At 58.9% G+C, this 13,897-nt stretch carries 11 protein-coding genes; 7 read left to right on the top strand and 4 right to left on the bottom strand.

All coding sequences use genetic code 11. The features are described from left to right. Positions 1–65: 65 nt before the first annotated feature. A complete protein-coding gene (locus VWZ85_RS04565; RefSeq protein ID WP_340547176.1) occupies positions 66–887 on the top strand; it encodes an ABC transporter permease in 822 nt (273 codons plus the stop codon). Positions 888–908: 21 nt separating this feature from the next. Here VWZ85_RS04565 and VWZ85_RS04560 read toward each other — a convergent pair whose 3' ends face one another. Beyond that, on the bottom strand, positions 909–1,511 hold the full coding sequence (locus tag VWZ85_RS04560) for an alpha-ketoglutarate-dependent dioxygenase AlkB family protein (RefSeq protein WP_416534313.1): 603 nt from the start codon (positions 1,509–1,511) through the stop codon (positions 909–911). A gap of 212 nt (positions 1,512–1,723) precedes the next feature. On the opposite strand from VWZ85_RS04560, the gene dnaK reads away from it, so the two are divergent. The 3 genes from dnaK (at position 1,724) to radC (ending at position 5,776) form a co-directional block, all read left to right on the top strand. Further along, entirely contained in the window at positions 1,724–3,643 is a 1,920-nt protein-coding gene (dnaK, locus tag VWZ85_RS04555; RefSeq protein ID WP_340547174.1) for a molecular chaperone DnaK, read from the top strand. Positions 3,644–3,719: 76 nt separating this feature from the next. Further along, on the top strand, positions 3,720–4,883 hold the full coding sequence (dnaJ, locus tag VWZ85_RS04550) for a molecular chaperone DnaJ (RefSeq protein WP_340547173.1): 1,164 nt from the start codon (positions 3,720–3,722) through the stop codon (positions 4,881–4,883). Positions 4,884–5,011: 128 nt separating this feature from the next. Beyond that, positions 5,012–5,776: a RadC family protein gene (gene radC, locus VWZ85_RS04545; RefSeq protein ID WP_416542727.1), complete on the top strand. Its 765-nt coding sequence runs from the start codon at positions 5,012–5,014 to the stop codon at positions 5,774–5,776. A 15-nt stretch (positions 5,777–5,791) separates the two neighbouring features. Here the strand turns inward: radC and VWZ85_RS04540 are convergent, their stop codons facing one another. The 3 genes from VWZ85_RS04540 to secA form a co-directional block, all read right to left on the bottom strand. Further along, positions 5,792–7,348 (bottom strand): substrate-binding domain-containing protein, encoded by a 1,557-nt coding sequence (locus VWZ85_RS04540; protein WP_416542726.1) that lies wholly within the window; start codon positions 7,346–7,348, stop codon positions 5,792–5,794. Between the two features lie 24 nt (positions 7,349–7,372). After that, positions 7,373–8,305: a hypothetical protein gene (locus VWZ85_RS04535; RefSeq protein WP_416587254.1), complete on the bottom strand. Its 933-nt coding sequence runs from the start codon at positions 8,303–8,305 to the stop codon at positions 7,373–7,375. A 137-nt stretch (positions 8,306–8,442) separates the two neighbouring features. Beyond that, positions 8,443–11,130, bottom strand: coding sequence for a preprotein translocase subunit SecA (gene secA, locus VWZ85_RS04530; protein WP_340547169.1), 2,688 nt, complete (start codon positions 11,128–11,130; stop codon positions 8,443–8,445). Between the two features lie 177 nt (positions 11,131–11,307). Between secA and VWZ85_RS04525 the strand changes: the two genes are divergently transcribed. Genes VWZ85_RS04525 through mutT form a run of 3 tightly spaced genes read left to right on the top strand, consistent with a single transcriptional unit; the run spans position 11,308 to position 13,786 of the window. Then, on the top strand, positions 11,308–12,159 hold the full coding sequence (locus VWZ85_RS04525) for a peptidylprolyl isomerase (RefSeq protein WP_416537728.1): 852 nt from the start codon (positions 11,308–11,310) through the stop codon (positions 12,157–12,159). A gap of 2 nt (positions 12,160–12,161) precedes the next feature. Further along, positions 12,162–13,391, top strand: a complete 1,230-nt coding sequence (gene argJ / locus VWZ85_RS04520; RefSeq protein ID WP_416587253.1) for a bifunctional glutamate N-acetyltransferase/amino-acid acetyltransferase ArgJ — start codon at positions 12,162–12,164, stop codon at positions 13,389–13,391. Then, positions 13,388–13,786, top strand: coding sequence for an 8-oxo-dGTP diphosphatase MutT (mutT, locus tag VWZ85_RS04515; protein ID WP_340547166.1), 399 nt, complete (start codon positions 13,388–13,390; stop codon positions 13,784–13,786). The genes argJ and mutT overlap by 4 nt, the downstream gene beginning before the upstream one ends. Positions 13,787–13,897: the final 111 nt, after the last annotated feature.

Below are 13,897 nucleotides of genomic sequence, written 5' to 3'. Positions count from 1 at the left end.
CAGCAAGATTTCCGTGGTAACGATAAGCAGAGTTTCACCTAAAGCAGGTCCGGCTAAGCGACATCATGTTCGAGCAACGCCACAAACGGTCACGTCTCAGCAGCCTCATCGCCATGGGTGAGGTTGTCTTTCATTCCGTGGCCCGCAGCGTTCGCTCCAAACATAATAATGCGTTCATGGCTCTGGCGACCAATCTCACGCAGGCGGTGATGTTTGTCATCGTGTTCTACGTGATGTTTTCCCTGCTCGGCCTGCGCGGTTCGGCCATTCGCGGCGATTTCCTGCTCTATGTGATGTCGGGTGTGTTTTTGTTCCTGACCCACACCAAGGCCGTTTCCGCTGTCGCCGGAGCAGAGGGACCAAGCAGCCCTATGATGCAGCACGCCCCGATGAACACGATCGTCGCCATTCTGTCGGCGGCACTGGGATCACTGTATATTCAGGTGCTGTCGATGCTGATCATCCTGTTCGTCTATCACGTGGCGTTCACCCCGATTGAAATAGAGGAACCGATTGCGGCCTTTGGCATGGTGCTGCTCTCCTGGATAACCGGTGCTGCGGTAGGTTTGATCCTGCTGGTCATGAAACCTTGGTCGCCCGGGACTGTTGGCATCATCTCCACGATCTACCAAAGGGCCAATATGATCGCCTCGGGCAAGATGTTCCTGGCGAACACTCTGCCCAGCTTCATGCTGTCGATGTTCGACTGGAACCCGCTGTTTCATTGCATAGATCAGGCGCGTGGGTTTGTGTTCATCAACTACAACCCCCATTTCAGCAACTGGCAATACGCAGGTTGGGTGGCGCTCGTCCTGATCATGATCGGACTGATGGGGGAGTTTTACACCCGTCGCCGTGCCTCGATCAGTTGGGGTGCCAAACGCTGATCGACGGATTGACGCAATGGCTCAGGTCACCACGCGAAGTGTCAGGTTTATGCGACCACCCTTTGGCAGCAAACGCGAGGATTTGAAGCGGATGCGGTCAACCCCATGATAGGTCAGCCGCGCCTCGCCCCCCATCACGACGACATCGCCTGAGTTCAGCCAGACGGTCTCCGTCTTACCGCCACGGAATTGATTGCCGATCCGCAGAAGGCCGTCATCGCCCAGAGAGACGGACACCACCGGGTAAGAGAAATCCGCCTCATCCTTGTCCTGATGCAGACCCATGCGGGCGCCCTCGCCATAGTAGTTGATCAAACAACAGTCCGGTTGTCGCTCCAGCCCTGTGCTGGCCCGCCAGATATCCAGGATTTCTGCCGGGATTTTCGGCCAGCCCTGGCCGGAGGGATGCCGATCCTGATAACGATACCCGCCCCTGTCACTCACCCAGCCGCATACCCCGGCCGAGGTCATTCGCACCGACATCTTGCCGCCACCGGGCACCTCAGGCGAGAACAGAGGAGCGGCGCGCAGAACGGGACGCAGACAGTCAATCAGCTGTCGCTGCCGTTCCGTATCCAACAGGGGTTTTGTCAGCTCAAATCCCCGCAACCGCAACTTCATCATCACCGTTAGCCTGTTCTTAACCGCTCCCCTGTCAAAAACCGCAGTAATTCGCGAAACAGGACACGATCTGGCGGTTGCAGGGGGCATTTGCGCTCCCTATATACGCCGGGAAGCGGGGAGGTGCAGACCAAACCGCAACTGAATCGGGGCCGGAATGCCAAAATGGGTTCAGACCTCGGGTAATCGCCTTAGAAAGTGAAAAGGGATCGAAAATGAGCAAAGTTATCGGAATCGACCTCGGGACCACCAACTCCTGTGTGGCCATCATGGACGGATCGCAGCCTCGCGTTATCGAAAACGCTGAGGGCGCCCGTACCACGCCGTCGATCGTAGCCTTCACCGACGATGAGCGTCTGGTGGGCCAGCCTGCCAAACGTCAGGCCGTCACCAACCCGGACAACACCGTATTCGGCGTAAAGCGCCTGATTGGTCGCCGGTTCGATGACAGCGATCTGGCCAAAGACAAGAAAAACCTGCCTTTCGCCGTAATCAACGGCGGCAATGGTGACGCATGGGTCGAAGCCAAGGGTGAGAAATACTCCCCGTCGCAGATCTCTGCTTTCATCCTGGGCAAGATGAAAGAAACCGCCGAGTCCTACCTCGGTGAAGAAGTGACCCAGGCCGTCATCACCGTGCCTGCGTATTTCAACGACGCCCAGCGTCAGGCCACCAAAGACGCCGGCAAGATTGCCGGTCTCGAAGTGCTGCGCATCATCAACGAACCAACAGCAGCGGCCCTGGCCTATGGTCTGGACAAGGAAGAAACCCAAACCATCGCGGTCTATGACCTTGGTGGCGGTACCTTCGACGTGACCATTCTTGAAATCGACGACGGCCTGTTTGAGGTGAAATCCACCAATGGCGACACGTTCCTTGGTGGTGAAGACTTTGACATGCGCATCGTCAACTACCTGGCAGACCAATTCAAGAAAGAGCACGGCGTCGACCTGACCAAGGACAAAATGGCTCTGCAGCGTCTGAAAGAAGCCGCTGAAAAAGCCAAGATTGAGCTGTCCTCCTCCAGCCAGACCGAAATCAACCAGCCGTTCATCTCGATGGATCCGTCCTCGGGCCAGCCGCTGCACCTGGTCATGAAACTGACCCGTGCCAAGCTGGAGAGCCTGGTTGGCGATCTGATCAAGGCGTCGATGAAGCCCTGCGCCGCTGCGCTGAAAGATGCCGGTCTCTCGGCATCTGACGTCGACGAAGTTGTTCTGGTCGGCGGTATGACCCGCATGCCCAAGGTGATCGAGGAAGTCAGCAAATTCTTCGGCAAAGACCCCCACAAGGGTGTGAACCCGGATGAGGTTGTTGCGATGGGCGCCGCCATTCAGGCCGGTGTTCTGCAAGGCGACGTGAAAGACGTTGTTCTGCTCGACGTGACACCGCTGTCCCTGGGTATCGAAACCCTCGGTGGCGTCTTCACCCGACTGATCGACCGCAACACCACCATCCCGACCAAGAAGAGCCAGGTGTTCTCTACCGCCGAAGACAACCAGAACGCCGTGACCATTCGTGTGTTCCAGGGTGAGCGCGAGATGGCGGCCGACAACAAGATGCTCGGCCAGTTCAACCTTGAGGACATCCCGCCCGCACCGCGCGGCATGCCGCAGATCGAAGTGACCTTCGACATCGACGCAAACGGCATCGTGTCCGTTGGCGCCAAGGATAAGGCGACTGGTAAAGAGCAGAATATCACCATCCAGGCCTCCGGTGGTCTGTCCGATGAGGATATCGAAAAAATGGTCAAGGATGCCGAGGACAATGCCGAGGCAGACAAGGAACGTCGCGAGCTGATCGAAGCGAAGAACCAGGCCGAAAGCCTGATTCACTCCACCGAGAAATCGATGGAAGAGCATGCGGACAAGGTGGACCCGACCACCATCGAAGCGATCGAACTGGCCATTGCCGCGCTGAAGGATGACCTCGAAAACGAGAAATCCACCGCCGACAAGATCAAGTCTGGCGTTCAGAACGTCACCGAAGCGGCCATGAAGCTGGGCGAAGCGATCTACAAGTCGAGCCAGGAAGAGGCAGCGGATGAACCCGCCGCCGCGGATGAGGCTTCAGGCCCCGGTGATGATGACATTGTCGATGCCGAATTCGAAGATCTGGACGACAACAAGCGTTAAGGTCTGATTTTGGCCAAAGCGGGCCGGTCCGAACCCCGGGCCGGCCCGCTTTCGTTGCGGCAAGAAGGGTATTCCGATGTCCAAACGAGATTACTATGACGTTCTCGGGGTGTCCAAAGGGGCCACCGCCGATGAAATCAAGAAAGGCTTTCGCAAGAAGGCCAAAGAGCTGCACCCCGACCGGAACAAGGACAATCCCGAAGCCGAGGGGAAGTTCAAGGAGGCCAATGAGGCCTACGATGTCCTGAAGGACCCTGAGAAGAAGGCCGCTTATGATCGTTACGGTCACGCCGCCTTTGAAAACGGCATGGGCGGCGGCCAACGCGGCGGTCAAGGCGGCCAGGGCTTTGGCGGCGGCGACTTTTCGTCTGCCTTCTCAGATGTCTTCGACGATCTGTTCGGCGACTTCATGGGTGGACGCGGCGGCCAGGGTGGCGGGCGGCAACGAGCCGCGCGCGGCTCGGATCTGCGCTACAACCTGCGCATCTCGCTTGAGGATGCTTTTGCGGGGATGCACAAAACGATCAACGTACCGACCGCTGTCGCCTGTGGATCCTGCGAAGGCACTGGCGCTGAGGGCGGAGTGGAACCAACGACATGCCCGACCTGTTCCGGTATGGGCAAGGTTCGCGCGCAGCAGGGTTTCTTCACGGTGGAGCGCACCTGCCCCACCTGCTCCGGCCTTGGCCAGATCATCAAGAACCCCTGCAAATCCTGCCAGGGCCATGGTCGTGTAGAGAAAGATCGCTCCCTGTCGGTGAACATCCCGGCAGGCGTGGAAACCGGCACCCGCATTCGCCTTGCCGGCGAGGGTGAGGCCGGTATGCGCGGTGGTCCTCCCGGTGATCTCTATATTTTTGTTGAAGTCTCCGCACATGACCTGTTTGAGCGGGATGGAAACAACCTATACTGCCGGGTACCGGTATCCATGGCAAAGGCCGCATTGGGCGGCGCCATAGAAGTTCCGACCATTGATGGTGGCCGTGGCCGTGTGCAGATCCCGGAAGGTAGCCAGTCCGGCCGCCAGATGCGCCTGCGTGGCAAGGGCATGCCTGCCCTGCGCGGCGGTGCAACCGGTGACATGTTCATAGAACTGGCGGTGGAAACCCCGGTGAACCTCACCGCCCGGCAGAAGGAACTGCTGCGTGAATTCGAGGATCTCTCCGAGGACAACACCAACCCGGAAAGCCGGAGTTTCTTCTCCTCCGTGAAAAGCTTCTGGGACGGGATGAAGGGCTGATCCCCTCCCCATTCTAAACCAATATTAAGCGCTCCAATGGGGCGCTTTTTTCGTTGGTTTTGCGGCTGGCCGCATGGTGATCCATTTGCATTAACCCTTCCTCAACCACGATGGCCACAGCATAGCCTATGGCCAAGGATCCCGCGTTTCAGGATGTCTCTCTCCCGCTGTTCCCCAACAGCGCAGAGATGGGGCCTGCCTCCCCGCCAGAGCGGCGCCTGCCCTCCTATATCAGGGATCACCGCGCGCGGTTGCGCGAGCGTTTTATGGACGGGGGCGCGGCTGCGATGCCGGACTATGAGTTGCTGGAACTTCTGCTCTTTCGATCCATTCCGCGCCGCGATGTCAAACCTCTGGCCCGGCTCCTGCTTGAGACCTTCGGAGATTTCAACCGGGTTATCACCGCGCCCCCTGAACGTCTCTCGAAGGTGAATGGCATCGGCGAGGCTGTCGTCGCGGATCTTAAGATCCTGGAGGCTGCCGCCCATCGAATGGCCCGCGCCAAAATCATGCAGCGACCGGTCTTGTCCTCTTGGGACGCGCTTCTGGACTATTGCCATACCGTCATGGCCCATCGTGAGACCGAACAGTTCCGTGTCCTCTACCTAGATCGCAAGAACGCTCTGGTCGCGGATGAGGAACAGGCCAGGGGCACCGTCGATCATGTGCCGGTCTACCCGCGAGAGATCGCCAAGCGGGCCCTTGAAATAAGCGCCAGCGCCCTGATCCTGGTACATAATCACCCGTCGGGCGACCCGACCCCATCGCAGAGCGACATCGAGATGACCGACCGGGTTGCGCGGGCACTCGCCACTCTGGATATCGTTCTGCATGATCATCTGATCATCGGAAAATCTCGCGAACTGAGCTTTCGCTCCGAAGGATATCTCTAGCGGTCTGAAGCTCTTTTAGCGAACCCAGACTTCGACCCGTCGATTGACCTGTCGGCCCCATCGCTGGTCTTCACAGGCCATCGGCAGCGCCTCACCAAAGGCCGCCACCGCTATTTCGGTTCGCTCGAGATTCGCGGTTTCAGCTGCCGCGATGACCGCATCTCGCACCGCCTCCGCTCGTTTCAACGCAATGGATTTATTACCGCTCGCCGGGCCATCGCCATCTGAGAAGCCGACAAAAACCAGCTCCCGCGCATCATAGGCCCCAGCCTCCAGGGACCGGGCGAGCTGACTGATATTGCTTCGCGATTGCGCATCGGGGCGGGTCGATCCCGGTTCAAAGCGAAACGACGTGGTCAACCGCTGCAGACCGTCCAGGCGACTGACCAATCTCTGCAACTCCGCAAGGGAGACCTCCGGCCCGGCTGCGCTGATGGCATTGGCCAGACGGTCGCCCTGAACATTCATCGAAATTCTCTCTGGTGCCTGATCAACGAACCCGGCTCTGCGGATCACAATCTGCGCTGCGGGACCGCGAACATAACTCAGAAAATCCCGCGCAAGCTTGGGCAACCGTCGTGACGGGAGATATAGAAACATCGGCGCGGTCAGCGGATAGTCTTCTGTCTTGATTGACCGGCGATTGGCCCGCAGCGAGAAGCCACACGCGCCGCGCAGGGTCAGGACGCGTGCGGTCGATGTTTCGGCAAAGCTCGCCAGCCCAAGGGCAAAGGGATCTGTCGCAACGACTCGCACCAAGGTGCTGCCACGGTCGTGGCGCCGCAGACGACTGCCGAGCGCCGCAATATTTGGCGGCTCAAGCCGGTCAGAAATCGCCTGAGCCAAGCCAGAGCCCGCGACGGGCAGATGAAGAGAGATCGGCGCGTCAGCCCCACCCAGCTCAGACCAGTTTTTCAGATCCCCGGATAGAACGCGCGCGAGATTCGACACCGAAATCGAGCGCACAGGGTTCCCCGGTGCCACCACCGGAACCATGGCGTCCAGCGCCAGAACGCGACTGCGTTGTGACCCTGTCATATCCCCCATTCCGGCCTCACGCGCGCGCTCACGCTCCGCGCTGCGGATTTCGCGCAGGGCCATCACGATATCGGCTTCATTGGCCAGAAGATCGGCAAACCCTTCGTCGGTATTGCTGACAAAAAAGCTGAACCTGGCGGCGACTCGACCTGTGTCCCGCAGTAACACATAGTCAAAATTATTGTCGGGCATCGGATCTCGCCGGGTCTGGAAACCGTTTCTGAGTGCGAACCCTTCGATCAGCGCCGGTAACAGAACCTCTGCCATGGTGGAAGAACCCGACAGGGTAATCTCCGCAACATAATCAGACAGGCTCGGGCAACCGGGCCCCTCACAGCTGACGCCGGACCCATCAACCGTCAGCTCACCGAACTTCGTATCAACGCGATAGAATTCACCATCAAAACCCAGAATATTCCCGGTGATCTCAACGGCGCCGTCAGGTGAGGAAAGGGTCACATCCTGCGCATTGAGCGGCAGGATTCCAGCGACAAGAAAGAGTGCGGCGCCTACCGCCGCACGAAGCAAAGCCATGAGAAATCCTGAATAAACCGCTAGTTAATTTGCGGCGATTTTCAGTGTTTCTAGCAAATTATTCAACACAAGAAAATCACCCGTAGCGGCACAATCAGGCATCGCCAGTGTCAGATCACGGGTACGCAGCTTTCCATCGCGCAGTTCAAGCGTCTGCGCCGAGACGTCGCGACCGCAATTGATCGCGGTCACCTCGGCCTCGACGGTCAGGTCGATCACACCACTACGGTCGCCGCCAAGCCGTGGAACGCTGTAGATCTCTGCCAAACGCGGCGCCAGCTGCGAGGCATCGCCAAGCTGCACGACCGACCCCCGGCCAGCTGTAAGATCAGCACCGCGCCAGACATGACCAGCGCTGCCGTACCCCGCGCCAAACTCGCGCGCGTGCAGTTCAAAGCCGCTATTGCCAGCCCATTGCAGGACCACCCGGCTGACCAGATTTAGATCAGGCACCGAAGTTGTCGCCACTGCACCACGGCCTGTTTTCGGCTCGACGATAAAAACTGCGGTAGAGGAAAGTGCCGGCACCTGAACGGTCAGCGCGCCGGTATCATCCAGGCGGCTGGAGAACATCATTCCATTGTGATGAATGGTCAACCGCTCTCCGGGACGGCAAAGGGACAAGATCGTCAGACGCACCTCTGCCATCGGGCTGGCGACGGCTTCTGCTGTCATGTCGCAGGTGGTCTCTGGGTCATGACGCCCGGCCTGACGGGCTTCGCCCTCGCCGCTGGAAGCAGGTGTGGCCGCAGTGAGGCTGATCGCCTCAATCTGAAGTGCACCATCGGTCGAGAGGTCTGGCAGGTTGTCTACGGCCGCAACCGCAAGCCCCTTCGCAGGAACCGCGGCTTCTGCTGTCGCCTGCGGACCGCCATCGGCATGTTGCATAACAAGACCGATCGCCAGTGCGCTACAGAGGGTGGCCGCGCTCATCAAGGCTGTACGTTTGCTGATCATTACCGACTCCTTACCCAAAAAGGTTAAGGAACCGTGACGCAGAAAGGCGACCAATTGATGGCCGCCCCTTGCTGAGAATCTGGCGAAAGCATGCAATTTTCACTGTTTTCGCCAGACTATGTCACCTGTCCGGCGCCTCAGCTGAGGCTGCCATGGCAGTGTTTGAACTTCTTGCCAGACCCACAAGGGCATTTGTCATTGCGAGATGGATTGCCCCATGTCGAGGGATCGTCTTCAACAAACCCATCGGCTGGTGCCTCCGGCAACGCAGCGCCAGCAGCGGCCCTTTGCAGTTCCGCCTGCTGGGCGGCCAGCTGCATCATCATCTGGCGCTGCTCTTCTTCGCTGATGGGGCGCACATGTGCGAGCTGCTGAGTGACGGTTTCACGCAGCGTATCGAGCATGGTTTCAAACAGCTGGAAACTCTCATTCTTATATTCATTGAGCGGATCACGCTGCGCGTAGCCACGGAAGCCCACCACAGAACGCAGATGTTCCAGCGTCAGAAGATGTTCGCGCCATTTTGCGTCGATGGTCTGAAGCAGAACCTGCTTTTCGATATTGCGCATGGTTTCAGCACCAAACGCTTCGGTCTTTTCTGCCATCTTGGCATCGCTGGCGGCGACCAGACGTTCACGGATCTGCTCGTCATCGACGCCTTCTTCGGCAGCCCAGTCGACCACAGGGACATCAAGCCCGAGTTTCTCGCGGACCTGCGCCTGCAGGCCCTCGCTGTCCCATTGGTCGGCATAGGTCTTGGCCGGCATATGCACATCGAGAAGATCGTCGATCACCTCATGACGCATATCACCGACAATTTCGGACAGATCTTCAGCAGCCATGATTTCGCGACGCTGGTTAAAGATTACCTTGCGCTGATCATTCATCACGTCGTCGAATTTCAGAACGTTCTTACGCATGTCAAAGTTGCGGCCTTCGACCTTTGCCTGGGCGCGTTCCAGCGACTTGTTCACCCAAGGGTGAATGATCGCCTCGCCCTCTTTCATGCCAAGGGTCGACAACAGCTTGTCCAGCCGCTCTGACCCGAAGATGCGCATCAGATCATCTTCAAGGCTGAGGTAGAACACGGTGCGACCCGGATCGCCCTGGCGACCGGAGCGACCGCGCAGCTGGTTGTCGATCCGGCGGCTCTCGTGGCGTTCGGAAGCCATCACGAACAGGCCACCTGCGTCCAGAACACTCTGCTTTTCCGCGGCATGTTTGGCCTCTTCCTCGGTGCGCAGGGCAACCGGGTCGGCATCGGGCTGGGCGTCCAGCGCATCCAGCACCTTCAGCTCCACATTACCGCCCAACTGAATGTCAGTCCCGCGGCCGGCCATGTTGGTAGCGATGGTCACAGCGCCCAGACGACCGGCCTCCGCCACGATCTTGGCTTCCTGTTCGTGGTGACGGGCGTTCAGCACGTTGTGCTTGATGCCCTCTTTCTCCAGCATCTGGCTGAGCAGCTCGGATTTTTCGATCGAGGTCGTGCCCAAAAGAACAGGCTGGCCCTTTTCATGGGCCTTCTTGGTCTCTTCAATCATCGCACGGTATTTCTCGACAGCCGTGCGGTAGACCTGATCGTCCTCATCCTTACGGGCGATTGGTCGGTTGGTTGGAACCTCGACCACACCCAGACCGTAGATCTCGGCAAATTCCTCGGCCTCGGTCATCGCTGTGCCGGTCATCCCGGACAGCTTGCTGTAGAGGCGGAAGTAGTTCTGAAAGGTCACGGAGGCCAGCGTTGTGTTCTCGGGCTGAATCTTAACCTCTTCCTTGGCTTCGATGGCCTGATGCAGACCCTCGGAAAGGCGGCGACCGGCCATCATCCGACCGGTGAATTCATCGATCAGCACCACCTCGCCATCGCGCACGATGTAGTCCTTGTCGCGCTGGAACAGCTTATGCGCCCGCAGCGCCTGGTTGACGTGATGTACTACCGTAGTGCTCTCAGGATCATACAGTGACGCTCCCTCTTCCAGCAGGCCATGGGCGATCAACTGCTGCTCGAGGTATTCGTTGCCATCCTCGGTGAAGGTCACGCCGCGGGTTTTTTCGTCCAGCTCATAGTGATCATCACTCAGGAGCGGGATCATCTTGTCGATGGTCGAGTAGAGTTCCGAGCGATCTTCCGCCGGACCTGAGATGATCAGCGGCGTACGCGCCTCGTCGATCAGGATCGAGTCGACCTCATCCACAATCGCGAAATTATGGTGTTTCTGGAAAACCTGATCGAGGCTCGGCTTCATGTTGTCGCGCAGGTAGTCAAAGCCCAGCTCGTTGTTGGTCGCATAAGTGACATCGCTCTGATAGGCAGCCATCTTCTCTGCATCAGGCTGGCCGGACCAGATCACGCCGGTGGTCATGCCGAGTTGCGCAAAGACCTTGCCCATCCACTCGCTGTCGCGCTTGGCGAGGTATTCGTTCACCGTCACCACATGCACGCCCTTGCCGGTCAGCGCATTGAGATAGGCTGGGAAGGTCGCAACGAGGGTTTTACCCTCACCGGTCTTCATCTCGGAAATATTGCCCTGGTGCAGAAAGATGCCACCCATGAGCTGCGTATCAAAGGCCCGCAGCCCCAGCGCACGCCGCGCCGCCTCGCGTACGTTGGCAAAAGCCTCGGGCAGAAGGTCATCCAGGCTCTCGCCGTCACCGGCGCGCTTGCGCAGCTCGGCGGTTTTGTCCTGCAACTCCTGATCGCTGAGTTTCTCGAACTCGGGCTCCAGCGCGTTGATCTTGGCAATCAGCGGCCGTGTCGCCTTGATTTTGCGGTCATTCGGCGTGCCGAAAACCTTTTTGGCGAGTGTTCCGATACCCAGCATGTGTTCTCCAACCGTCCTGTCATTGGCCCCTGGCGTTGGCAGGCTTGCCCGCCCCGCTTGCAACTCATAAACAATGATGGAACAGCGGTCCTGTCAAAGGCCTCATGGCGATGTAAGGTCCCGCAAATACGGTGTCAACGCTACGCCCAGCCGTGGCCAGAGAATAGGAAGAATTCAATGCGCAAAGGTCTCACTTATTTGTCGGGGCTGGCCCTGACGGCCGCCTTGACACTGCCCATACCCGCTGTGGCCGAACCACATGCCAATACAGTGGTTGCAAAGGTGAATGGCGAAGAGATCACGATTGGTCACATGATCATCGCCCGCGCGACGCTGCCGCAGCAGTATCAGCAGCTGCCGGATGATGTTCTCTATGACGCAATTCTGGACCAGCTGATTCAGCAAACCAGCCTGAAACAGGAACTGAATGGCGAGGTTCCGAAATACGTCGAACTCTCCCTAGAGAACGAAGCCCGTTCGCTGCTGGCCGCTGATGTCATCGAAAAGGTGATGGAGGGTGCCGCCTCCGAACAGGACCTTCGCGCCGCCTACGACGAGAAATACACCGACGGAACCGGCGGTGATGAATTCAACGCCTCGCATATTCTGGTCGAGACCAAGGAGGATGCAGCCGAAATTCGCGCCGAGCTGGAGGCTGGTGCTGATTTTGCCACTCTAGCGCGCGAACGGTCGACCGGTCCCTCCGGCCCGAACGGTGGGGAGCTCGGCTGGTTTGGCAAGGGGCGCATGGTCCCGGAATTTGAAGAAGCCGTCCTCGCGATGCGTACCGGTGACGTCTCCGAACCGGTTCAAACCCAGTTCGGCTGGCATGTGATCAAGCTCAACGAACGGCGCACCTCTGCTGCGCCTACCTTTGACGAGGTCCGCGAAGAGCTTGCAGCGCAGATGCGCCAGGACGCGGTAGAAGAGCGCGTACTCTCCCTGACCACCTCGGCAACGATTGAACGCCCTGAGATCGAAGATCTAGACCCCGCAATCCTGAAAAACCTTGACCTGGTTAGGAACTGAAAATGGCACTGCCCCGCTCTCCGCTTGCACCAGACCATTTCCCCGAGCTGCCGGAAATCACCGGTGTTAGATTCGCATCGGCAGCCGCCGGCGTGAGATACAAGGATCGTACGGACGTTATGCTCGCGGTGATGGCACCCGGAACGGCCGTCGCCGGCGTCTTTACCCGCTCCGCGACCCGCTCCGCCCCCGTTCTGGACTGTCAGGCAAAACTTGCTTCGGCAGAAAACGACACCGCGCACGGCGCGGCGATCCTCGTGAACTCCGGCAATTCAAACGCCTTTACCGGGCACTATGGTCAAACCTCGGTTGCCGAGATCACCCGCAGTGTAGCAGAAAGCACGGGAGTTCCGGCCGCACGGGTGTTCACCGCATCAACCGGGGTCATCGGCGAACCACTGCCGCACGACCGCATCGTCGCCCAGATCGCGGCGCTGAACGATGGGTTGGACTCCACCGCCATCGAAGCTGCTGCCGGCGCGATCATGACAACGGACACCTTTGCCAAAGGGGCCAGCGCGAAAATCGAGATCGACGGAAAAACAGTCTCTATCGCGGGGATTGCCAAGGGGTCAGGTATGATCGCCCCCGACATGGCGACCATGCTTGTCTATATCTTCACAGATGCGAAGATGCCTCAGTCGGCGTTGCAGGAGCTTCTGTCGCAAACCTGTGACCGGACCTTCAACTGCATCACCGTGGACAGCGACACATCGACCTCGGACAGTCTGATGCTCTGTGCCACTGGCGCCTCTGGCGTTGATGTAACCGGACATGCTGAATTCGCCGAGGCGCTGGAAGCAGTCATGCTGGACCTGTCGCATCAAGTGGTGCGCGATGGTGAGGGCGCGACCAAATTCGTCGAGATCCAGGTGACCGGCGCGATGAATGACCGCGACGCCAAGGTTCATGGCCTGTCGATTGCCAATTCGCCGCTGGTCAAAACGGCCATTGCCGGGGAGGATCCGAACTGGGGCCGCGTCGTGATGGCAATCGGCAAATCCGGGGCAGCCGCCGATCGGGACAAGCTGTCCATCTCCTTTGGCGATGTACTGGTCGCCGAAAAAGGCTGGGTGTCGCCAAACTATCGCGAAGCAGCCGGCGCCGCCGAAATGAAGAAGTCGGAGATCGTCATCAAGGTTGATCTGGGATTGGCAGAGGGGCAGAGCACTGTTTGGACCTGTGACCTTACGCACCAATATATCACCATCAACGCGGACTACCGGTCATGAAGACCGTACTGGTATCTGCGGTTGCACTGATTGATATCGAGGGGCGCGTGCTGCTTGCTCAGCGCCCCGAGGGCAAGTCGATGGCGGGTCTGTGGGAATTTCCCGGCGGCAAGGTTGAGCCCGGTGAAACGCCCGAGGCGGCGCTGATCCGCGAACTGGAAGAGGAGCTCGGCATCAACACCTGGGCGTCCTGTCTGGCACCGCTGACCTTTGCAAGCCACAGCTATGAAGATTTTCACCTGCTGATGCCGCTATTTGCCTGTCGTAAATGGGAGGGTATCCCGCAGGCGAAAGAAGGGCAGACACTGAAATGGGTCCGCGCGCAGAACCTGCGTGATTACCCCATGCCGGCGGCCGATGTGCCGCTGATCCCGATCCTGCGGGACTGGCTCTAGTTCCGGTCTGCCCGGTTTCCCGCACAGAACGGCTTAGCCGCCGCCGCGTCCTGCGGCGGTATCCTTCACGTGCATCAATCAATCATTAACTTTTTTCGTTAACCCTGTGAG

It is taken from the genome of Phaeobacter sp. JH20_29, assembly GCF_048056175.1.
Classification (GTDB): domain Bacteria; phylum Pseudomonadota; class Alphaproteobacteria; order Rhodobacterales; family Rhodobacteraceae; genus Phaeobacter; species Phaeobacter bryozoorum.
This window is presented reverse-complemented; position numbering and strand designations above follow the sequence as displayed.

Excerpts from the sequence above, each read along its gene's own strand:
- VWZ85_RS04540 (WP_416542726.1), bottom strand. The coding sequence starts at position 7,348 with ATGGCTTTGCTTCGTGCGGCGGTAGGCGCCGCACTCTTTCTTGTCGCT.
- dnaJ (WP_340547173.1), top strand. The coding sequence starts at position 3,720 with ATGTCCAAACGAGATTACTATGACGTTCTCGGGGTGTCCAAAGGGGCC.
- mutT (WP_340547166.1), top strand. The coding sequence starts at position 13,388 with ATGAAGACCGTACTGGTATCTGCGGTTGCACTGATTGATATCGAGGGG.
- VWZ85_RS04535 (WP_416587254.1), bottom strand. The coding sequence starts at position 8,305 with ATGATCAGCAAACGTACAGCCTTGATGAGCGCGGCCACCCTCTGTAGC.
- VWZ85_RS04525 (WP_416537728.1), top strand. The coding sequence starts at position 11,308 with ATGCGCAAAGGTCTCACTTATTTGTCGGGGCTGGCCCTGACGGCCGCC.
- radC (WP_416542727.1), top strand. The coding sequence starts at position 5,012 with ATGGCCAAGGATCCCGCGTTTCAGGATGTCTCTCTCCCGCTGTTCCCC.
- argJ (WP_416587253.1), top strand. The coding sequence starts at position 12,162 with ATGGCACTGCCCCGCTCTCCGCTTGCACCAGACCATTTCCCCGAGCTG.
- VWZ85_RS04560 (WP_416534313.1), bottom strand. The coding sequence starts at position 1,511 with ATGATGAAGTTGCGGTTGCGGGGATTTGAGCTGACAAAACCCCTGTTG.
- dnaK (WP_340547174.1), top strand. The coding sequence starts at position 1,724 with ATGAGCAAAGTTATCGGAATCGACCTCGGGACCACCAACTCCTGTGTG.
- secA (WP_340547169.1), bottom strand. The coding sequence starts at position 11,130 with ATGCTGGGTATCGGAACACTCGCCAAAAAGGTTTTCGGCACGCCGAAT.
- VWZ85_RS04565 (WP_340547176.1), top strand. The coding sequence starts at position 66 with ATGTTCGAGCAACGCCACAAACGGTCACGTCTCAGCAGCCTCATCGCC.